This is a genomic window from Lysinibacillus sp. CTST325 (genome assembly GCF_054665055.1).
In genome coordinates, this window is the sequence record NZ_BAAFHO010000001.1 from 782,288 (window position 1) to 804,221 (window position 21,934).

Annotated in this window: 23 protein-coding genes; 7 read left to right on the forward strand and 16 right to left on the reverse strand. The window is 37.9% G+C overall.

Features of this window, described 5'->3' with window-relative positions:
* Positions 1-85 precede the first annotated feature (85 nt).
* Entirely contained in the window at positions 86-1,009 is a 924-nt protein-coding gene (locus ACYQ73_RS03915) for a COX15/CtaA family protein (protein ID WP_460011232.1), read from the forward strand.
* 887 nt (positions 1,010-1,896) lie between these two features.
* Here the strand turns inward: ACYQ73_RS03915 and pyc are convergent.
* From pyc to ACYQ73_RS03930, 3 genes are read right to left on the reverse strand one after another with little or no spacing between them, the layout of a single operon-like run.
* The gene (gene pyc, locus ACYQ73_RS03920; protein WP_460011233.1) at positions 1,897-5,331 is read right to left on the reverse strand and encodes a pyruvate carboxylase; all 3,435 of its coding nucleotides are present in this window, start codon (positions 5,329-5,331) and stop codon (positions 1,897-1,899) included.
* Between the two features lie 12 nt (positions 5,332-5,343).
* A complete protein-coding gene (locus ACYQ73_RS03925; protein ID WP_460011234.1) occupies positions 5,344-6,528 on the reverse strand; it encodes an FtsW/RodA/SpoVE family cell cycle protein in 1,185 nt (394 codons plus the stop codon).
* 60 nt (positions 6,529-6,588) lie between these two features.
* Positions 6,589-6,870, reverse strand: coding sequence for an Fpa/YlaN family protein (locus ACYQ73_RS03930; RefSeq protein ID WP_049668302.1), 282 nt, complete (start codon positions 6,868-6,870; stop codon positions 6,589-6,591).
* A 182-nt stretch (positions 6,871-7,052) separates the two neighbouring features.
* Here ACYQ73_RS03930 and ACYQ73_RS03935 point away from each other — a divergent pair, with 182 nt between their 5' ends.
* Together ACYQ73_RS03935 and ACYQ73_RS03940 are read left to right on the forward strand one after the other, a co-directional pair.
* On the forward strand, positions 7,053-7,553 hold the full coding sequence (locus tag ACYQ73_RS03935) for a peptidyl-prolyl cis-trans isomerase (protein WP_460011235.1): 501 nt from the start codon (positions 7,053-7,055) through the stop codon (positions 7,551-7,553).
* Between the two features lie 11 nt (positions 7,554-7,564).
* Positions 7,565-7,768, forward strand: a complete 204-nt coding sequence (locus ACYQ73_RS03940) for a YlaI family protein (RefSeq protein WP_460011236.1) — start codon at positions 7,565-7,567, stop codon at positions 7,766-7,768.
* 51 nt (positions 7,769-7,819) lie between these two features.
* Here ACYQ73_RS03940 and ACYQ73_RS03945 read toward each other — a convergent pair whose 3' ends face one another.
* The 5 genes from ACYQ73_RS03945 to typA all read right to left on the reverse strand — a co-directional run bounded on the left by ACYQ73_RS03945 (position 7,820) and on the right by typA (position 12,904).
* Positions 7,820-8,614, reverse strand: coding sequence for an ABC transporter permease (locus ACYQ73_RS03945; RefSeq protein WP_400934100.1), 795 nt, complete (start codon positions 8,612-8,614; stop codon positions 7,820-7,822).
* Positions 8,607-9,374 carry an ABC transporter ATP-binding protein gene (locus tag ACYQ73_RS03950; protein ID WP_460011237.1) on the reverse strand — a complete coding sequence of 256 codons (768 nt, stop codon included), beginning with the start codon at positions 9,372-9,374 and terminating at the stop codon, positions 8,607-8,609. The genes ACYQ73_RS03945 and ACYQ73_RS03950 overlap by 8 nt, the downstream gene beginning before the upstream one ends.
* 1 nt (position 9,375) lies before the next feature.
* Positions 9,376-10,368, reverse strand: a complete 993-nt coding sequence (locus tag ACYQ73_RS03955; RefSeq protein ID WP_460011238.1) for an ABC transporter substrate-binding protein — start codon at positions 10,366-10,368, stop codon at positions 9,376-9,378.
* Positions 10,369-10,630: 262 nt separating this feature from the next.
* A complete protein-coding gene (locus tag ACYQ73_RS03960) occupies positions 10,631-11,029 on the reverse strand; it encodes a YlaH-like family protein (RefSeq protein WP_460011239.1) in 399 nt (132 codons plus the stop codon).
* A 30-nt stretch (positions 11,030-11,059) separates the two neighbouring features.
* The gene (gene typA / locus ACYQ73_RS03965) at positions 11,060-12,904 is read right to left on the reverse strand and encodes a translational GTPase TypA (protein WP_460011240.1); all 1,845 of its coding nucleotides are present in this window, start codon (positions 12,902-12,904) and stop codon (positions 11,060-11,062) included.
* 138 nt (positions 12,905-13,042) lie between these two features.
* Here typA and ACYQ73_RS03970 point away from each other — a divergent pair, with 138 nt between their 5' ends.
* A complete protein-coding gene (locus ACYQ73_RS03970; RefSeq protein ID WP_460011241.1) occupies positions 13,043-13,228 on the forward strand; it encodes a DUF5325 family protein in 186 nt (61 codons plus the stop codon).
* 44 nt (positions 13,229-13,272) lie between these two features.
* On the opposite strand, the gene ACYQ73_RS03975 is transcribed toward ACYQ73_RS03970, so the two are convergent.
* The gene (locus ACYQ73_RS03975; protein WP_460011242.1) at positions 13,273-14,067 is read right to left on the reverse strand and encodes an inositol monophosphatase family protein; all 795 of its coding nucleotides are present in this window, start codon (positions 14,065-14,067) and stop codon (positions 13,273-13,275) included.
* Positions 14,068-14,274: 207 nt separating this feature from the next.
* On the reverse strand, positions 14,275-14,472 hold the full coding sequence (locus ACYQ73_RS03980; protein ID WP_460011243.1) for a hypothetical protein: 198 nt from the start codon (positions 14,470-14,472) through the stop codon (positions 14,275-14,277).
* Positions 14,473-14,594: 122 nt separating this feature from the next.
* On the opposite strand from ACYQ73_RS03980, the gene ACYQ73_RS03985 reads away from it, so the two are divergent.
* Positions 14,595-15,221, forward strand: coding sequence for a YktB family protein (locus tag ACYQ73_RS03985; protein ID WP_460011244.1), 627 nt, complete (start codon positions 14,595-14,597; stop codon positions 15,219-15,221).
* Between the two features lie 294 nt (positions 15,222-15,515).
* Here the strand turns inward: ACYQ73_RS03985 and ACYQ73_RS03990 are convergent, their stop codons facing one another.
* Entirely contained in the window at positions 15,516-15,803 is a 288-nt protein-coding gene (locus ACYQ73_RS03990; RefSeq protein ID WP_460011245.1) for a UPF0223 family protein, read from the reverse strand.
* A 48-nt stretch (positions 15,804-15,851) separates the two neighbouring features.
* Entirely contained in the window at positions 15,852-16,808 is a 957-nt protein-coding gene (locus tag ACYQ73_RS03995; RefSeq protein ID WP_460011246.1) for an NAD(P)H-dependent flavin oxidoreductase, read from the reverse strand.
* Positions 16,809-16,959: 151 nt separating this feature from the next.
* On the opposite strand from ACYQ73_RS03995, the gene ACYQ73_RS04000 reads away from it, so the two are divergent.
* The gene (locus ACYQ73_RS04000) at positions 16,960-18,429 is read left to right on the forward strand and encodes an aminotransferase class I/II-fold pyridoxal phosphate-dependent enzyme (RefSeq protein WP_460011247.1); all 1,470 of its coding nucleotides are present in this window, start codon (positions 16,960-16,962) and stop codon (positions 18,427-18,429) included.
* Positions 18,430-18,470: 41 nt separating this feature from the next.
* Here ACYQ73_RS04000 and ACYQ73_RS04005 read toward each other — a convergent pair whose 3' ends face one another.
* Positions 18,471-18,818 carry a helix-turn-helix transcriptional regulator gene (locus ACYQ73_RS04005; protein ID WP_460011248.1) on the reverse strand — a complete coding sequence of 116 codons (348 nt, stop codon included), beginning with the start codon at positions 18,816-18,818 and terminating at the stop codon, positions 18,471-18,473.
* A gap of 174 nt (positions 18,819-18,992) precedes the next feature.
* On the opposite strand from ACYQ73_RS04005, the gene ACYQ73_RS04010 reads away from it, so the two are divergent.
* Positions 18,993-19,589 carry a class I SAM-dependent methyltransferase gene (locus ACYQ73_RS04010; protein WP_460011249.1) on the forward strand — a complete coding sequence of 199 codons (597 nt, stop codon included), beginning with the start codon at positions 18,993-18,995 and terminating at the stop codon, positions 19,587-19,589.
* A 36-nt stretch (positions 19,590-19,625) separates the two neighbouring features.
* Here ACYQ73_RS04010 and ACYQ73_RS04015 read toward each other — a convergent pair whose 3' ends face one another.
* From ACYQ73_RS04015 to ACYQ73_RS04025, 3 genes are all read right to left on the reverse strand, one after another.
* Positions 19,626-20,303, reverse strand: a complete 678-nt coding sequence (locus ACYQ73_RS04015; protein ID WP_370077018.1) for an LrgB family protein — start codon at positions 20,301-20,303, stop codon at positions 19,626-19,628.
* A complete protein-coding gene (locus tag ACYQ73_RS04020; protein ID WP_460011250.1) occupies positions 20,296-20,739 on the reverse strand; it encodes a CidA/LrgA family protein in 444 nt (147 codons plus the stop codon). The genes ACYQ73_RS04015 and ACYQ73_RS04020 overlap by 8 nt, the downstream gene beginning before the upstream one ends.
* 201 nt (positions 20,740-20,940) lie before the next feature.
* Positions 20,941-21,723 (reverse strand): SDR family NAD(P)-dependent oxidoreductase, encoded by a 783-nt coding sequence (locus ACYQ73_RS04025; RefSeq protein ID WP_460011251.1) that lies wholly within the window; start codon positions 21,721-21,723, stop codon positions 20,941-20,943.
* Positions 21,724-21,934: the final 211 nt, after the last annotated feature.

The following is a 21,934-nucleotide window of genomic DNA, read 5'->3' on the forward strand; positions in this document are numbered from 1 at the left end:
TATTTTAATTGTATTTTCGATATCATCTAGTAGCAGAAACATTACTTTCATGTAATGTTCATAGATAAAGTAGGTGACTCATTTTATGCAACACAACAGGTATATGAAATGGTTTGCTGTTGCCGCTACAGTTGGAATGCTCCTTATTTTACTAGGTGGGGCACTTGTTACCAAAACAGATAGTGGCTTAGGCTGTGGTCGAAACTGGCCTGATTGCAATGGTTCTCTTATTCCAAAAGAAATTACACCAGCAGTCTTAATTGAATTTTCACATCGTCTTGTAACTGGGGTCGTATCTATTTCAATTCTTGCGTTAACAGTTTGGACATGGCGTAAACTCGGTCATATTCGCGAAGTAAAATTATTAGGTTTCTTAGCGATGTTTTTCTTAATCGCACAAGCTCTTATCGGAGCAGCTCAAGTGTTGTGGGGACAAGGTGATTTCATATTAGCGCTCCACTTTGGGATTTCTCTTATTTCCTTTGCTGCTGTCCTTCTTCTTTCTATGATTGTATTTGAAGTCGATCGGAAATTTGATGCCGATAACGTTTTTATTGGAAAAAAATTACGTTGGCATACGATTGCTGTCACAATTTATTCTTATTTAGTCGTTTATACAGGGGCGCTTGTTCGCCATACAGATTCTAGCTTAATATGTCCTGACTGGCCATTTTGCTATAACGACACACCTTTCGCAGCTTTTAATAATATGTATGAATGGGTGCAAATGGGGCATCGTCTAGCTGTTCTTATCTTTTTCATTTGGATTGCATACATAACGTGGCACGTTATAAAAGAATATAAAAATCAACGTGTTATTTACTACGGCTGGATTATTGCATTTACTATAGTAATTTTACAAGTAATTGCTGGTATGCTAGTAGTCCTAACTAAATTGAATTTAACAGTCGCATTACTTCATTCATTATTTATTTCAATTCTATTTGGTCTACTTTGCTATATGGTAATGCTAGTTGCACGTAGCAATTATAATGAAAAAAATAAATAATAGTAGAAAGAGATTCGCCATATTTTTCGATGGCGAATCTTTTTATTTTCAAACGCTTCTGCCTCAAAAAATTCACAAATTTATTATTGAAACATAGCAAAATGATAGGCACATCATCAAAGTTAGGAATGGTATTTGTTAAAACGTATGTCATATGAATAAGTTGGTTGAAGCGGAGGCTGGGCGACAAAATAAAGTAAAAGGATTCATACACAGTTTTGTGTGTGAATCCTTTTTTTGCTCTCTGGAATGTAGATGTCGATAAAAATTAAAAGTTGGGCGATAAAACGTGAAAGTTAGTAGATAAAATTCAAAAGTTAGTCGATAAAACGTGAAAGTTAGTAGATAAAATTCAAAAGTTAGTCGATAAAACGTAAAAGTTAGTAGATAAATTTAATTTCTTTCAGCGAGTGTTCAAACATCCGCTGCAATAGAGGAACTCAGTCTAAGAACGCCACGTCCTGTGGCAACGACTGAGTGACCAATATCGTGTTGGCCCAAGCGGATCATCGGACGCCCCCAGGAAATCACTCCACTATATTGTGATGAATTCATATTCATATGAATACTTTGTAGATTTATCGGAACAAAATCCTATTTTATCGGAACAATTTTAACTTTTATCGGAATGATATCCCATTTTATCGGAACAATTTCAGTTTTTAACCACCACATCCTGTGATAACGCCTTCGTGAGCAAAATCGTGTTGCTGTCGCTTCGCTTTCGCACAGAAAACATTTGTTGCTGTCGCTTCGCTTTCGCACAGACTTGTTGCCCCGCCTCCCCCAGGAAAGCAATCCTACATTATGCTGATGAACCAATATAGCAAATAAAAAAGGTTATTAGTATGCTATAAAAGCCATCTAATAACCTTCTTTTTTATCAATTATTCAATTTCAATTAACAAATCACCTGTTGAAATGGCGTCGCCCGCACTTGCGTATACTTCTTTCACGATACCATCTTTCGGTGCTTGGACGGTCGTTTCCATTTTCATTGCTTCAGTAATTAATAAGTGATCCCCACGTTTCACATGGCTTCCTTTCGATACGACTACCTTTAAGACCGTACCTGGCATCGTTGCGCCAATTTGATTTGGATTGCTTGGATCAGCTTTTAATGCCAAACTACCATCTACTTCGACAGTCATATCTTGAATTACTAGTTCACGGGATTGACCGTTTAGCTCAAAGTAAATAACACGCGTACCATCATGCTGTGGTTCACCAATGGAAACAAGTTTAATAATCAGTGTTTTCCCTTTTTCGATCTCGACTTCGATTTCTTCGCCTAGTTTTAATCCATATAGGAATGTTGGCGTATCTAATACCGAAATATTACCGAAGGAGTTCACTGTTTTTGCATACTCTTCAAACACTTTTGGATACAAAGCAAACGCTAGCACATCCTGTTTCGTCACGGCACGATTTAATTTTTCCTCTAGTACCGCCTCTAGTTGCTCAAAATTCACAGGCTCCAATAGCTCGCCAGGACGTACCGTAATTGCTTCACGATCCTTTAACACAACCTTTTGCAGTGCCTCTGGGAAACCACCATGAGGTTGTCCTAAATAACCTTGGAAGAACTCAATCACAGAATCTGGGAAGTCGATAGTTTGCCCTCTTGTCAGTACAGAATTTTCATCTAAATCATTTTGTACCATAAATAACGCCATATCACCGACGACTTTCGATGATGGGGTTACTTTGACAATATCGCCAAATAGAAGGTTTACGCGTGAATACATATGCTTCACTTCTTCCCATCTGTCCCCAAGGCCCACTGCTTTGGCCTGTTGCTGCAAGTTACTGTATTGGCCACCTGGCATCTCGTGGACATAAATTTCAGAATGCGGGCTAATCATGCCGCTTTCAAAATCCTTATAATACTTACGCACATCTTCCCAGTAGTACGATAACTTTTCAAGCGCATCAATATCGGCACGAACCTCACGCTTACTGCCCTTCATTGCATAGTACAAGGAATTGGCACTTGGCTGGGACGTTAAGCCTGCCATCGAACCGAGCGCCGTATCAATGATGTCCACTCCCGCCTCGATCGCTTTGGCATATAAATAAATACCATTGCCACTTGTATCATGCGTATGCAGATGAATTGGTAGACTTGTCGTCTCCTTCAACTCGGAAATTAAACGATATGCTGCTTCTGGTTTCAATAATCCAGCCATATCTTTTATCGCTAAAATATGAGCACCCGCTGCCTCCAGCTCCTTTGCCATTTCCTTGTAGTATTGAACTGAATATTTTGCTCTTGTTTCATCAAAAATATCTCCTGTGTAACAGATCGCAGCTTCAGCAATTTTACCTGATTGACGTGCAGCATCAATGGCTACTTCCATTCCTTTAATCCAGTTCAAGCTATCGAAAATACGGAAAACATCAATGCCTGATGCCGCTGATTCAGCGATAAATTCACGAATTAAATTGTCTGGATAGTTTGTGTAACCAACTGCATTCGCACCACGTAATAACATTTGGAATAGCACATTCGGTACTTGTTCGCGCAGCTTAGCAAGGCGCTCCCATGGGTCTTCTTTTAAGAAACGGTAAGCCACATCAAACGTCGCGCCTCCCCACATTTCGAGTGAGAAGAAATCATGCATCATACGCGCTGTTGCATCTGCAATTTGGAACATATCCTGTGAACGTACACGTGTCGCAAGAAGTGATTGGTGCGCATCTCGGAAAGTTGTATCCGTTAATAGCACGTCCTCTTGCTCTAGAATCCATTTCACAAGCCCGTCTGCTCCTTGGGCATCTAAAATTTGCTTTGTCCCCGCCGGAGGAACGATTAGTTTATCGACTTTTGGGATACTCGGCTGCACAAAAATTGGTTTCGCCTTCTGCTCTACTCCTGGGAAGCCATTTAACGTTACATTACCAATATAGCTTAAGAGCTTTGTCCCACGGTCCTTGCGCTCAGGGAAAATGAATAGCTCAGGTGTTGTATCGATAAAGCTTGTATCAAATGCACCCGTTAAAAATTTCTCGTGCGTCACGACATTATTTAAGAATGGGATATTCGTTTTCACCCCACGAATACGGAACTCTTTTAAATTTCGATCCATTTTTGCTGCGGCTTCTTTAAACGTCATCCCTGTCGTTGAAATTTTCACCAGCAATGAATCATAGTACGGTGTTACTACAGCCCCTTGGAAGCCATTTCCGGCATCTAATCGAACGCCGAAGCCACCGCTTGAACGGTACACCATAAGCTTCCCTGTATCCGGCATAAAGTCATTAGCCGGGTCTTCCGTTGTGACACGTGCTTGAATCGCATAGCCAATCATTGGAACATCTGCCTGTTGTGGCATATGGATTTCCTCACTATGCAGTCCGTAGCCCGCTGCTACTTTAATTTGGGCGTGCACAATATCAACACCTGTAATCATTTCAGTAATCGTATGCTCTACTTGAATACGAGGATTGACTTCGATGAAATAAAAATCCTCGCCTGCAACTAAAAACTCAACTGTCCCCGCATTTATGTATGAGACATTTTTCATTAATTGAACCGCCGCATCGCAAATTCGGTCTCTTAAATCTTCAGAAATCGAATTAGATGGTGCGATTTCAACAACCTTTTGATGACGACGTTGAATCGAGCAATCACGTTCATATAAATGAATGATATTACCTTGTTGGTCGCCAATAATTTGGACTTCAATATGCTTTGGCTTAATAATAGCCTTTTCTACATATACCTCATCAGAGCCAAATGCTGCCTTCGCCTCTGATTTTGCACGTTCATACGAGGAAGCTAGCTCCTCTTCTGTATGAACAAGACGCATTCCACGACCACCGCCGCCTAATGCTGCCTTAATCATAATTGGATAGTCATATGCGCTAGCAAAAGCCTCTACCTCTGCTAAATTATCTACTGGACCATCTGTACCAGGAATAACAGGAATGCCTGCAGCAATTGCTTGTTCACGCGCCTTCACCTTATCTCCAAACATATCTAAATGCTGGGAAGTCGGTCCAATGAAGACAATCCCCTCTTCTTCACATCGACGTGCAAATTCTACGTTTTCCGATAAAAAACCATAACCCGGATGAATCGCATCAACATTAGCATCTTTGGCAATCGTAATAATGCCCTCAATATCTAAATAAGCATCAATTGGTTTCTTGCCAGCTCCCACTAAATAGGCTTCATCTGCTTTAAAGCGATGAAATGCACCACTATCCTCTCGCGAATAAATGGCTACTGTTTGGATATTCAACTCCGTACATGCACGAAAAATACGAATTGCAATTTCTCCTCGATTGGCTACGAGAATTTTTTTGATTGACTCCATTGATATCCCCCTTTATGATTGTGTCTTTTTCCTTTCTACCTTTTCAAACATAGAAACATTGATTAATATTCCCATTGCTAAAGATAGAATAATTATAGATGTCCCGCCATAGCTAATAAAAGGTAGCGTTACACCGGTTAACGGGATTAACCCAGTTACACCCCCAAGATTAATAAACGTTTGCCAGCCAATCCAGCTCGCAATACCAGCCGTAATCATACGTGCTAGTGGATCTTTCGTGCGTAACGCAATCGAAAATCCTTTATATACAATAAATCCTAAACCACCTAATACGATAAGAACTCCCCAAATTCCTAGTTCCTCCATAATAATTGCCATAATAAAATCGGTTTGTGGTTCAGGTAAATACCCCAATTTTTGAATCGACTGACCGAGACCTCTTCCTTCTAAACCGCCTCCGCCAATTGCATAATAACTATTGACAACTTGGTGACCACTACCATCTTCATAATTAAACGGGTTTATGAATGATTTAATACGGCCTAAACGGTTATCAGTTAACATATTCCCTTTAAACAACCATAGTATACCAAAGATTACTCCCCCAAACGCGCCCAATACCCCGAAAAACTTCCAAAACGTTTTAAAGGGAATGCCACTCGCTGCTACTACACAAACAGCAATCCCACAAAGAATAATACTCGCTCCCAAATCGGTTTCAAATGCTACACAAGCAACAACAAGAATCCAGAGGAATATTGGATAAAATATTTCTGTTGGTTGTAGCTTTTCAAATGTATATTTTTGTCCTTTCCGATAAAAAGCAGCAGCAAAATATAAAATTATAAATAGCTTCGCATATTCAGAAGGCTGAAAGTTCCCAAAACCGGGAACATGAATCCAACTTTTAGATCCTATTCCTACTTCATCACCATTACCAGCTATTTTTACCCAAGCAAAAAGCACGACAAGCACAGCCGTAAGTAGCAACATAACTTTTTTATTTGCATAATGCTTATACGGGAAAAATGCTGCTGCTAAAAATCCGATAAAAGCTACTATTAAGTTGATTACTTGCTTGTGGTAATAGTAATCTGCCGCTTTTCCTTTTAGTGCAATTGCTACCATCATACTTGAACTATAAATCATTACTAATCCAAATAAACTTAACAATAGGACAGTAAAAAATAATGAGTAATCAAAATTTTGTGCATAACGTTTTAAGTATTGTTTCATCGGAAAACCTCATTCTAGAAAAAAAACCCAAATCGCAAATTGCGTTTGAGTTTTTTCTTTTTATTTGTCTGTATACGCGTCATGTAATACAGAAAGCTCTTTCTCGAGTGAATCGAGAATTTCTTTACCTTTTTCGCGATCAACGAGTCCAAGCTTCACAGCAAAGTCAATTTCACGTGAAAGGCCGAACATTTGTGTATCTAATACTTCTTCATATAAAGGGCATTGTGGCATTGTTAAATGATCCATTTGTACTCGAATGAGGCGAGCAATTTTGTCTGCATCAGCAACTAAAAGCTCCAAAGCCTTCTCCTGAAAAGAAGTTTGTGATTTAGTATCCATGAGGACGCCCCCATTATCTGATATTTCTTCGATTCTATCTTAATAAAGTTTATCTTTTAGTCGTTAAAAATGCAAGTGTCTACATTGGAAAATAGAGAAATCGAATTATATTTCTTTATTATCTCTAGTCATTAGCGTTATACTATTTCATGGATATACAAGATTTGAGGAGGATTTCTATAATGGAAACAATAATTCCTATCAAGGGCGCAGTTACATTCCAACTAACATTAGATCCCACTGTTTGGATTTTCGATGATCGTAAATTAGATTTAAAAACGTACTTCGATACAAAAGAAGTTGAAGAAGATTCGGATATTAAATATATGCGTGAAGTAGGTGCTCACTGGTCGCGTGAGATTATGGAAGGAGCTACTTTCCCACCAACATTGAAATCAGAACGAAAATTTGACCGCAAAGGGATGGAAACAGGTACTTTCGGGATCGAATTAAGTCACTTCTTGAAAAATGCTGAGATTAAACCTGAAGCAACAACAATCGTCATAGAATGTGAAGATGGCAAAGAATATTCATTTACAATTGAAGAAGCGTATACATTCATTTTAAAATATAGCCAAGATGGCAAGCCATTAATGGAAGATGGCCCTGTTCATGTGCTATTTAGAGACGGTTCAAATGTAGACAACCCTATCAAAAATATATTAGCAATTCGTGCTGAGTAGGAGGGAATGCAATGCGCGTAAAATGCGTTATTTGCGATACAATTAACAATTTAGATGATAATTTACCGTTAGCAAAAAAATTACGCAATCGACCAATTCATACGTATATGTGTGGTTCATGTCATGATCGTATTGAAGAAAATACCGTTGCACGCATTGAAACAGGAAATTTCCGTTTTTATCGTACTTCACCACAAATGGATAAAGAATTTTAACAGCACATTGAAGGAGGTGTCTCATTATTTTTGAGACACCTCCTTCGTCGTCTAACCATTATTTTTTACAATCGCCTTCTCAATCAACTCGACAACCTGATACATAATCGTCGCAAAAAAAGCAATGATGAGAAGTGACATAAGCACAAGATTAAAATTAAACACCTGGAAACCATAAATAATTAAATAACCTAGCCCTTTTGAAGCAACTAAAAATTCACCTACAATGACCCCTACCCAAGAAAGTCCTACATTTACTTTCAAAGTAGAAATAATCGTTGGGAATGAAGCAGGTAAAATAACTTCCCTAAATATTTGCCATCTAGTTGCCCCAAAAGTTTGTAATACTTTGCTGTAGTTTGGATCTACCCCTTTAAAAGCTGTATAAACTACGATGGTTGTAATAATGATTGAAATCAACGCACCCATCGCTATAATTGAAAAATACCCCGGACCAAGAGCGACTATTAAAATTGGTCCTAAGGCAACTTTCGGCATGGCGTTTAAAATAACTAAATATGGGTCTAGTACCTTTGATAGCATCGGTGACCACCACAATACGATTGCTATTAAAGTACCTATTAATGTACCAGCAATAAAGCCAATGATCGTTTCCATTAACGTAACACCAACATGCAGTGTTAACGTACCATCGCTCACTTTTTCTACTAATGTGTGCCATACCTGCGTTGGTGAACTAAAAATTAAACGGTCAATCCATCCAAATCTTGAAAGAAGCTCCCACCCACAAAAAAACACGAGTAAGATGATAAGTTGATATAATCGAACATAGCGCTTTTCTTTTTTTAACATTTGCAGATACTGTTTAAATAAAGCATTATCCAAGACTCTCCAGCTCCTTCCAAATAGTTTGGAATATATCTGAATATGCTGGATGCTGTCGAACATCAAAAGGTGAAAGCTCTTGTAACTCCGAAGGCATTTCAAAAACTCTATGCAATGTACCCGGATTTGCCGAGAATAGAAATACCCGTTCACTCATCGCAATGGCTTCACCAATATCATGCGTTACAAGAACTGCAGTTTTTTGATAGGCCTTTAACGTTTCAACAACCAAATCCTCCAGTTTTAATTTAGACTGATAATCAAGTGCCGAAAACGGTTCATCTAGCAATAAAATTTTAGGGTCCACTGCTAAAGTTCTTGCCAGTGCTACTCGTTGACGCATGCCACCTGATAACTCTCTCGGATAGTTATTCCCTACGTGCGGTAAACCAATTTCTCGCAAAAGTGCATTTGCAGTTACTTTATGTGTTTTAGTACTTCGCTCCATGATTTTCAAACCAATCGTGACATTTTCTTCGATAGTTTTCCAAGGAAATAAATAATCTTGCTGAAGCATGTAACCAATGAGAGACTGATTTTGTGATGAAATTTCCTCACCTTCAATGTATACCTTACCTTCTGTGGACGAAAATAAGCCCGCAATAATTGATAATAACGTCGTTTTCCCACATCCGCTCGGTCCTATAAAAGAAACAAACTCACCTTCACGAATATCTAAATTTATATTACGTAAAACTTCCTTAGCCTGCGTTTTTGAAAAATAGCTATGGTGAATATTTTCTACTTTTAAAATATCCATATTACTCAGCTGCCTTTTTAGCAAAGGTTGTATTCACAAGCTTTTCATAGTCCACCCGTTGAGGAAGTTCACCTGCTTCCTCCATGATCTTTTGCAAGTTATCCCATTCCCCCTTATCTAAAATAGGATCTGTAGCATAGGAACCCTGTGATTTATAACGCTCAACCACTGTTTCAATTAATCCAACATCTACATTTTCAAAGTATGGCTGAATAATTTTTGCTATTTCAGCTGGACTCGCTTTTTGTACAAAATCCTGCGCTCGTTTCAATGCATTTGTAAAGCCTTGAACTGTCTTCGCATTGTCTTTTAAATAGCTGCTTTTTGCCATAAACGATGTATAAGGTAATTGCCCAGATTCAGTACCAAAAGAAGCGACAATATAGCCCTTACCTTCTTTCTCAAAGATACTAGCCTGTGGTTCAAATAGCTGTACATAGTCCCCTGTTCCAGAAGCAAAGGCTGTAGAAATATTAGCAAAATCAATGTTTTGAATGAGTTTTAAATCATTCGCAGGGTCAATGCCATGTTTTTTCAGGACAAACTCACCAGCCATTTGCGGCATTCCACCTTTACGTTGCCCTAAAAATGTAGAACCTTTTAACTGATCCCATGAAAAACTATCCATCTTTTTACGTGCCACTAAAAATGTGCCATCTGTTTGAGTTAACTGCGCAAAATTTTGAATCGGGTCATTAGCGCCTTGAAGCGTTACATATATAGAAGTTTCCGATCCAACTAAGGCGATATCAATTCCATCAGATAGTAACGCTGTCATTGTCTTATCGCCACCCGCAATTGTTTGTAGCTCAACGGAAAGCCCTTCATCCTTGAAGTACCCCTTTTCAAGTGCTACATACTGCGGCGCATAGAAAATCGAGCGCGTCACTTCCCCAACTTTGACTTTTTCAAGCTCTGTTTTATTGCACGCCGTCAAAGAAAGGAGTAATAAAGCAATAACACTAAATAGTAAACCTTTTTTAAGCCACCGCATTCCATTTCCTCCTTGATTGATGAAAATAAGCCTATCGACATTAACTTATTCACACTAGAAGATTTCGGTGCCAATCAATTTAGGTTTGAGAGACACAATCGATTGAAAATGGGTTCCGTAGTCAATTGTTTATATGTAGATGGCTTAAAATGATAAAATTTTTTACTATACCAAATAAAACAGCCTTAGCAAATTAATGCTAAGGCTGTTTTATTACTTAAAAACTCAATACAAGTTTCACGGTATAGGAGCCAAGCTACTCTCATTGATTGGCAGCTTGTTGCTCTTCTCTCTTTTCACGCCACATACGTGTTTTATATACAATCAAAATTAACGCCGCTACGATGAGACCCTCAATCATAGGTAGGAATAACGCGAAAAATGTCAACATAATACATCCTAGGAATAGGAACACATAAATGACAATATTTTGAGATAGCTTTAACTTCTTTGCAAAGCCTAATTTATAGACAATTGCAGAAAGTACAAATACAAGAAGAAATACAACGAAGCCTGCAATGTCATAGCTCGGTAAATTTTCATATAAAAATCTTGTTATACCAGACATTCTCTCATAAACCTTTGTTGTTTCCTCTGCATTTGTTGATGCAGCAACTTGAATAACATTTAGTTCACCCAATAAAGCGGACTTTATATCCAAGACTCCTCTTCCTTTCATGTCAGCGGAAAATTATTGTTCTGCGTTACGTAATTTTTTCGCTGCTTTCTCACGTTCGTTTTTATCTAGAATTTGTTTACGAAGGCGAATAGATTCTGGTGTGATTTCTAAGTACTCGTCATCACCTAAGTATTCAAGCGCTTCTTCTAGTGATAGAATACGTGGCTTTTTAATTACATTCGTTTGGTCTTTGTTTGCTGAACGGATGTTTGTTTTTTGTTTCATTTTTGTGATGTTTACAGTGATATCAGCGTCACGAGTATTTTCTCCAACGATCATACCTTCGTAAATATCTGTACCTGGCTCCAAGAACAGTGTACCACGGTCTTCAATTTGCATCATACCATAAGTTGTTGATTTACCAGTTTCCATTGAAACTAGTACACCTTGGTGACGGCCACCAATTTTTCCTGGTAATAATGGTTGATAGCAATCGAACGTATGATTGATAATACCGAAACCTTTTGTCATCGACATGAATTCAGTTGTATAACCGATTAATCCACGAGCTGGTACTAAGAACGTTAAACGAACTTGACCACTGCCGTTGTTCACCATATCAAGCATTTCACCTTTACGTGTACCAATTGATTCAATAATTGAACCAACATTTTCTTCAGGCACATCGATTTGAACGCGTTCGTAAGGTTCACATTTCACGCCGTCGATTTCACGCACGATTACTTGTGGTTTTGACACTTGTAATTCGAAGCCTTCACGACGCATGTTTTCGATAAGGATAGATAAGTGAAGCTCCCCACGACCTGAAACTGTCCAAGCATCTGGAGAATCAGTATCTTCAACACGTAAAGATACGTCCGTTTGTAATTGAGCACGTAAACGCTCTTCTACTTTACGAGAAGTAACCCATTTCCCTTCACGACCTGCGAATGGAGAATTGTTTACTAAGAAAGTCATTTGTAAAGTTGGCTCATCAATACGTAATGGCGTTAGCGCTTCTGGGTGCTCAACAGGGCAAACTGTTTCACCAACATTGATGTCTTCCATACCTGAAACGGCGATTAAGTCACCAGCTTTTGCTGTCTCAACTTCTTCACGTTTTAAGCCGAAGAAACCAAAGATTTTCGTTACACGGAAGTTTTTCACTGTTCCGTCTAACTTCATAAGAGATACTTGTTGACCTACAGAAATTGTTCCGCGGAATACGCGACCAATACCGATACGTCCAACGAAGTCATTATAGTCAAGTAAAGCTACTTGGAATTGTAATGGCTCTTCTGAGTTATCAATTGGTGCTGGAATAGCTTCGATAATTTTCTTAAATAGACATTCCATATTCGCTTCTTGCTTAGATGGATCAGCGTCTAAAGAAGCTGTACCATTTACACCTGAAGCATAGACAACAGGGAAGTCTAATTGATCTTCATCTGCACCTAGTTCAATGAATAATTCAAGTACTTCATCTACTACTTCTAGTGGACGAGCTGAATCTTTGTCTACTTTATTAACAACAACGATTGGTGTTAAACGTTGTTCTAATGCTTTTTTTAACACAAAACGTGTTTGTGGCATACAACCCTCATACGCATCGACAACTAGTACAACGCCATCTACCATTTTTAAAATACGTTCTACCTCACCACCGAAGTCAGCGTGTCCAGGCGTATCAAGGATGTTGATACGAGTTCCTTCATAGTTTACTGCTGTATTTTTAGCTAAAATCGTAATACCACGTTCGCGTTCAATATCGTTAGAGTCCATTGCACGTTCTTCAACACGTTCGTTTGAACGGAATGTACCTGATTGTTTTAGTAATTGGTCGACTAAAGTAGTTTTACCATGGTCAACGTGTGCGATAATTGCGATATTGCGAAGATCTTGACGTAAGTTTGTCATTATTCCACTCCATATTCTTTTTTCGAATGTTTAACTGTGATATTATAGCACAAGAAGGATAGAAATGTCCTTATTAGAATTTTCCTCATTCTAAAAAATATATTTGATTTACAAATTTTTAATATAGGAGGCTCGGCTATGAATCGTGCAAAATTCGTAATGGCCGTATACGCATTAGCGGCTGTTTTAGCAATGTGTTCTATCGGATATTCAGTGGCAGTTAGTAGTGTATTAGGTATAATAGCAGGCATTGTGGCTACTTGTGTCATCTTCATGACAGCCTTTAAAATGAAACGTAAACTGCGTGAGCAAGGACTACTTTAATAGCAAAAAGGAGCCTGTCTAAAAAATAGACATGGCTCCTTTTATTATTCATAAGGCACAATATATTTTTCTAATAACTCTTTGTGTATAGAAGGATTGGCAATGATAAACGTATCCTGATGCAAGAAATCAAAGCCCTCTCCATGTAAATTAGTGGTAATAGCACCAACTTCCTTAGCGATAATCGTACCTCCAGCAATATCCCACGGCGATAGTCGCATAGACACATAAGCATCTAATTTACCACTGACAACAAACGCGATTTCCATTGCGGCTGAACCATAAGACCTCGTACCACGTACTTTCCTTACCATGTCAATTACTTTTTCATGGTGAATATGTCGATTGGGTGCTACCCAGTGAGCATTTATACCAATGACCGATTCTTCTATTTTGACTGACTGCAATTTACGTAATGGTGAGTCATTGTACCATGCCCCTTCACCTGCAATAGCATAAAATAAATCTTCACGCATTACATCAAATATGTAACCAAGCTTGCCTACCCCATTAACAAAAATACCGATAGAAATCATAAAATGACGATGTTGTTTCACAAAATTCATCGTGCCATCGATTGGATCAATAATCCATACAACGCCATCTAACGACTCAACTTTCTCTCCCATTCCCTCTTCCCCTAAAATTTTGTGGGTTGGATCGAAACCTCGTATTTTTTCGATAAAAAATAATTCTGTTTCACGGTCAATATTTGTGACAAGGTCGTTTGCACTCGATTTTGTCTCGATAACTAGATTGTACGAAAAGGCCTCTCGAATACGGCTACCCGCTTCATATATAATACTTTTCGCAAATTGATCAATTTGTTGTAAATCCATAAAAACCCACCCTTCGATTATAAGAAAAGGCCCTATGCTTTAAGCCAACTCAAAATACTTTTTTTGTTAATAAGCAGCACATAATTTTCCCCTGAAAGTATAACTTTCCATTATGATATACTGTCTATTTTACCCTTTATAGCAATAAAAATCACCTGCTGTCGGAATATTCAGCAAGTGATTTTTCAAATCGGTATATAATTTTTATTACGCATAGGCGTGCAAGCTTTCAAGTTCCAGCTGAATTTCACCCAAACGTTTTTTACTTTTTTCAATTTCAAATTCATTTTTTTCATTCATTGCCGAGAATAGCGAGGCTAATTCATAATCTAATTCTAATTGCAAAATGTGTTCATATTGCTTTTCAATGTCGATTTTACGTATAATTTTTACGATTGGTTTCATAAAAATCACTTCCTTTTTTATTTTTTCACAAAACTTATCACATTCGATAAAATGCTTGTTATAAGATTTTTTCCCATTTTCCTTATAAAATAAACCTTATAAATCGAAAGGAGTTAATAAAAATGCCGAAAATAAAGTGGACTAACAAAGACTTCAATGTTTTTCAAATAGACGGCTTAGAACAGAGAATGGATGCATTAAATGTATGTGTACGACCAAAATTCCAATTGCTTGGAGAGGATTTTTCTTCCTTCTTTTCGAGTCATCTTGGAGAAGAATTTTATCCTCATGTTGCGAAGCATGCGCGTAGAACAGTAAATCCCCCAAACGACAGCTGGGTTGCTTTTGCCCCGTACAAAAGAGGTTATAAATCATTACCTCACTTTCAGATTGGACTTTGGAGCACACATTTATTCATCGTCTTAGCTATTATTTATGAAGCTCCACAAAAAAATGTGATGGCAGAACGTTTAATTGCCAACAGAGCAATGCTGCAGCAGCTTCCTGATGATTTCATTGTCTCCGGGGATCATATGTCTCCAGCAGCAATCCCCTTGCAAGATGCAAAGGAAGACAAGCTAGATGAATTACTTATCCGTTTACGTGATGTTAAAAAAGGAGAGTTTTTAGTAGGTCGTCATATTCCAAAAGATGAAGCTGTCAAGCTGTCAGCTAGCCAACTTCATCAATTAACGGAAGAAACTTTTAGCCGTTTACTCCCTATTTATAACATCATTGTTGGAAAATAAAGTTTGACGGATTGTGCTTCATGCTTTGTGACATAATAACTAAAATAATTTTCATAGATATTTATATATTGTGGAAAATTTTCGTTATTATCCCTAGCAAATGAAAATTTGTTTGAAGATTATTCTTGTGGATGAGGGTTTGAGGAAATTATTTATTTTTTCTCTATTTTACAAAAATAAGGAAATTTTTTTGTTTATGTAGTATATGAAATACGCTTATTTTTAACACCGAGACAGTGTAAAGCTATCAGATAAAAAAATGTGGACATGAGAAATACTCACGTCCACAATTTTTTATCTACGTTGCTTCGGGGCAACTTTAATAATCGTGCCATCAGTTCCTTCTTTTACTTGTTTCACAACAGGGTAACTGACATAGCCACTTGCTTCTTCAAACTCACGAAAAATTGTTTTTTCCTCGGCCTGTGAAGGAACAATTTCTTTAAAACGACGATATTTCGCCATCATTACTTCACGCTTAATGCCTTTTTCATAAGCTTGTTCAATTCCTTCAAAAAATTGGACAACATCAACAATTTCCTCAGTTGACCAATCCGTCGAAAACGGATAAGAGTATTCCATTGGACATAACCACCTTTATATTACTGACCGATACGAAAAACATATACATTAAGCCCATTTTACCCGAATACTTTCTGCTTCTGCAAGCATTCGAGTGATCAGCTCCTCGACTGTTGGAATATCATGAATCATACCTGTAACTTGTCCAGCCCAGCCAATCCCTTCATCTTTTTCACCATCATAAATAAAACGTTTATTTGCTTTCCCGCTAATATAATCTTTTAATGCCTCATACGTAGGTGTAGTACGCTCAATTTCTAATATCTTTTCCGTAAATTCACTGCTCAACGCTCTTGCTGGTGCACCTATAGAGCGTTTTATAACAGTCGTATCTGCCTCGGTACTTGCGATTAAGGCTTCTTTATAAGCCTCAGAAGCATCAACACATTCCTTTGTCGCTATAAAACGCGTACCCATTTCAATCCCCTCTGCTCCTAGTGCATGAGCTGCCATCCAGCCACGGCCATCACCAATTCCACCCGAAGCAATAACAGGTATTTTCACACTATCTACAACCTGTGGTACAAGTACCATTGTCCCTATATCATCACGCCCAAGATGGCCTCCACCTTCTTGCCCAACAACCATAACAGCATCTGCGCCTAGCTCTTCCGCCTTTTGAGCTTGTCTACGTGCAGCAACAAGTACTAATTTTTTAATATCCGTTCCTTTCAAAATATCAAAAATAGGTGCAGGATTTCCTCCAGTCATCGAAACAACTGGTACTTTTTCTTCCACTGCAACACGCACCATATCCTCATAACCAGTGCCATACATACCAATTGCAAAATTTACGCCAAACGGTTTATCCGTTAATGTTCGTAGTTTATGAATCTCTGCGCGCAATAAATCAGGATCTCGTAAACTCATAGCTGTTATTTGCCCTAGCCCCCCAGCATTTGATACCGCAGCTGCTAAATCAGCATATGCTAAATAGGCTAATCCCCCTTGAATAATTGGGTATTTAATATTTAAAAGTTCCGTCACACGTGAATTCCAATTCATAATATCTCCCCTTTCCTACGATACTATTTTCTCGGAATTATCAAAATATCCTTTTTATTTTATTTTTTTCTGTAAAGTCTATTTTTTCTTGCAATTAGGTGCTATAATTCATTTGTTTTCTTACATATTATAAAGTGAGGTGGTACCTGCGTTGTCACAATTAGAGACTCCATTGTTCGACGTATTACTTAAACATCGGAACAGACACCCAATTCAGTTCCATATTCCAGGCCATAAGAAAGGGCAAGGTATGGACCCTGCGTTCCGAGAATTCGTCGGCGACAACGTTTTATCAATTGATTTAATTAATATTGCTCCACTAGACGATTTACATTCACCAAAGGGCGCCATTAAAGAAGCGCAAGCACTTGCTGCCAAAGCCTTTGGTGCTGATCATACATTCTTTTCCGTTCAAGGTACTAGTGGCGCCATCATGGCGATGATTCTGACCGTCGTCGGTCCAGGTGATAAGATTCTAGTACCACGGAATGTTCATAAATCCATTATGTCGGCGATTGTTTTCGCTGGAGCAATCCCGATTTTTATTCATCCTGAAGTAGATAGTGAATATGGTATTTCTCATGGAATATCGCCTGAAGCTGTTGAAAAAGCTTTAAATGCTTATCCAGATACAAAGGCAGTTCTTGTTATTAATCCAACGTACTTCGGCTTCTCAGCAGACTTAAAGCGTATTGTCGAAATCGTCCATAGCCGCAATATTCCGGTAGTTGTAGATGAAGCACATGGCGTACACATTAAATTTCATGATGATCTTCCATACTCTGCAATGGAAGCTGGAGCTGATATGGCTGCAACAAGCGTACATAAGCTTGGTGGTTCTATGACTCAAACGTCTATTTTAAATGTTCGTGAAGGACTTGTTTCTGCAAAGCGTGTACAAGCTATCCTGTCGATGCTAACAACAACATCGACATCTTATCCATTACTCGCTTCCCTTGACACAGCACGACGTCAGCTAGCGATCCATGGTTATGATTTAATTGACGATGCACTTCGCTTGGCAAAGGATGCACGTAAACGCATTAACCAAATTCCGCATTTAAAATGTGCTGGTAAAGAAAAATTAAATTCATCAGCAACTTATGATATGGATCCTTTAAAGCTACTAATAAGCGTTAAAGATTTAGGTATCTCTGGTCATCAAGCTGAAGAATGGCTTCGTCACAATGCAAATATTGAAGTAGAATTATCAGATCTATACAATATTTTATGTTTAGTGACATTAGGTGATACGAAAAAGGAAATTAATCTCCTTATCAATGCCCTTAGTCGTATGTCAAAAGCATTCGATTCAGAAGCTGCTATTACTGAAACCATGGTCAATGTACCAGAAATTCCTGCACTTGCTATGTCACCACGTGATGCATTTTATGCAGATACTGAAGTTGTTCCTCTTGCAGAAGCGGATAATTGTATTTGCGCAGAATTCGTTATGGTATATCCCCCAGGTATTCCGATTTTTATTCCCGGGGAAATAATTACTCAAGAAAATATTCGTTATATTCAAATGAATATTGAAGCTGGTTTACCAGTACAAGGACCAGAAGATACCACATTAAAAACAATTCGCGTCATTAAAGAACGCAAACCTATTATTTAATGGCAAAGCTACCTCAGAAAGAGGTAGCTTTTTGTCGATTATTAATGATAATAGAACCAAGAAGAAATCATACCAAACATAGGGAAAACGAGCCACCAATACCTCCACAAAAAATCACCAACAGTTTTGTGATCGGATTTATTTGAATCAGGGGCTGAAGCTAGGACTGAGGCTTCTAGTTTATGATATTTTTCTTCACCTGTAATAAGCTGATCTAAAGAAATTTTATATAAATCACTTAACCTTCTTAAATTATCAATATCAGGATAGCCCTTTCCTAACTCCCATTTTGAAACGGATTGTCTTGAAATATTTAAAAAACTTGCGACATCATCTTGTGTATACTTATGTTGTTCTCTTAAATCCTTTAAACGGTTTTCTAAATTCATTGAACTTCACCTCCAACTTATCGGATTTTGATCAAATAATAATGGATTATTACACTTTATTCTAGAAGTTGTTATTTGCTAATTCGCAACGCATAGTTGCTTTCAAAGATACTGAGCAAAAAATTCGATTCTAGAGCATAATTTACTTAAAATATTTAGAAAGGGAGTGATGGAATGAATACATGGGATCAACGATTTAAAACAGCTGAATATGTGTATGGTGAGCAGCCAAATGCATTTATAGAAGACTATGTACACTATTTAAAGGATTACCCAAATGTGGCTGCATATGCCGAAGGTGAAGGTCGAAATGCTGTATTTTTAGCTTTACAGGGGCATACAGTAACTGCCTTTGATTATGCGGAAAGTGGTCTTAAAAAAACAGAACAGCTCGCAGAAAAACATAACGTTAGAGTGCACACAAAGCTCACTGACTTACTGCAAGATGAACTGACAGTAGAAAAGTTTGATGCTGCTATTATGGTGTTTGGACATTTTCCAGCCGAACAGCAACAAGAAGTGTTTAAGCGGATTGTAAACTCTGTAAAACCTGGCGGTCGTATTATGATGGAACTTTATTCAATTTATCAACTACCTTACGCATCAGGTGGCCCAAGACAGCTTGATTTCTTATATGATCCTTTGGATGTTCTAAAGTGGTGTCAGCCTCATAAAATCATCCATTTTTTCACAGGTGAACAAATGCGAAATGAAGGTATACTCCATACAGGACTTGCTCATACCATTCAATTTATTATCGAAAAAAATTAAAAAGACTATATACAGATTTCTGTATATAGCTTTTTTTTACAAAAATAAATAAACAAAAAGTGGACATAAAAATGCGCCAATAATTGCAGTTAAGGCCATAGATAGCGAGCCTACTGATAATTCTTGTTCTCCATATTCTCTTAATTTAACAAGTCCAACTCCATGTGAAGCACTACCTACCGCAACACCTCTACTAACGGCAGAATCAATTTTGCCGTATTTAATGACTAACGGTCCAATAATAGCGCCTACAAACCCTGCTAGCATTACGAGTACAGCTGTTAATGGTGGGATGCCACCAATTGTCTCACTCACCTGCATACCTACAGGTGTCGTTAATGATTTAGGCAAGGCCGTCAGCAGCCAACTTTTATTGACGCCAATCCATTTCAGCATCACAAATATTGTCGCTAAGCCTGTAATCATGGCGATAAAAATACCTGACAAAATAGCATACTTATATTTCATAATGATCTCACGCTGATTATATAGAGGATAAGCTAATGCTACAACTGCTGGGCCTAGCATTTTTTGAAGCCATTGCCCTCCCTCCATATAAGTAGAATATGGAATATTAAAGACTAATAACATAACAGCACTGACGATCGTTGTCGTCACTAGTGGGATCATTAAAGGATGTGGGTAACGTTGATAAAGTTTTGTAAATAACACGAATAAGACAACGGTGCCAACGACAACAATAATTTCAATCAACCGTTAATTCCCCCTCTCCTTCTTCTACAATGGCTTCTCTTTCTTTTTTAGCCAGCTCTTTTTTCTCAACCATTTGACTAAGTAATCCTGTAACATAAATAGAGATTAGCGTGCTTGCTATAACGGCTAGCATAATCAATAGGCCAGTTGTTGAAAAAAGTTCAGGGTAGTCAATCACTCCTACTGTTGCAGGAATGAAAAACAAGGTTAATACGCCAATTAAGAAGCCTGCTCCATCTTGAATGTATTCTACTTTAATTATTTTAAAATTGAGTGAAAGTGCTAGTAATAGTAATCCAATTACACTTCCCGGAAGAGGTACATGTAGTAAAGCCACAATGCCAACACCCATGTAATAAAAAATATTGAGTATCCCAATCTGAACAATCATACGAACAACTCTCTTTAACATCGAAGTAAAATTTCCGTTCAACATTTCGCCACATTTCACCCCCTATAACGTTTATTCTACATCTGCAGGAATTTTCTGTCTATTGTAATTTTAGGAAAACAATAGAAAAAAAGGATAACTCCAAAACACTTTGAGCCATCCTTTTTCTATATATAGGATAAAGAGGTTGTCTAAAAACTGCTCTATATTCGTTTTTTAGACACCGCTAAATAGTCTTTTTTTACATTATAATGCGTGTCCAGAACCACCATCAATGTTTACAGCAGTCCCTGTCACATAACTAGCTGCATCTGATACTAAAAAAGTAATGACATTCGCTGCTTCTTGAGTATCCCCTACTCGACCAAGCGGAATCTCTTGACCTACTTTACGGGAATAATTTTCCCATGATAGTTCTGGCGCTTCTTCTTTCCACTTCTTCTCTATTTGATCACTACGAATAAGCCCAATACAAACAGAATTCACACGAATATTATCTTTCCCTAAGTCTTTGCTCATAGCCTTTGTTAACGCAAGTCCTGCCGCACGACTTACAGTAGTAGGGAGTGAATTTGCTGGTGGTGTTTTAGCCATTACCGCAGTCACATTAACTATTGCACCTCCACCAACCTTACGCAAATGAGGTGCAGCATATTTTGAACAATTGACAGCACCAAACACTTTTAAATCTAAATCAGCTTGCCATAGTTCACTACTAACCGCTTCAAATGGATTAGCTGAAGCTGTCCCTGCATTATTAATAAGAATATCAAGGCGACCAAAATGTTCTACTGTTCGTTCAATTAAGTATTTACAATCTTTTTCCTTTGTAATATCAGTCGCTACAATTAATACGTCCTCGCCTGTTTCGTTTTTAATACAGCCAGCGGCCACTTGAAGCTGTTTTTCACCACGAGCACAAAGTACAACCTTTGCCCCCTCTTTCACAAGCTGCATCGCTGTATAATAACCAATTCCCTTACTTGAACCTGTAATAACTGCTACTTTCCCTTTTAAGCCTAGTTCCATTGTTATCACCCCAGTTTTTTGTTCAACTTCTTTTGTTATACAAACATCGATATCATGTTCGAATATCTAGCAGTCAATTTCAGAGACTATCTGACACATTTGCTAAATCTATTCGGTATTTAATATAATCCCAACCGAACTATATTATTTGAATATTCATTCGATATAATTACTTTATCAAAATTACAAGTAATATACAAAAAAACGGCTA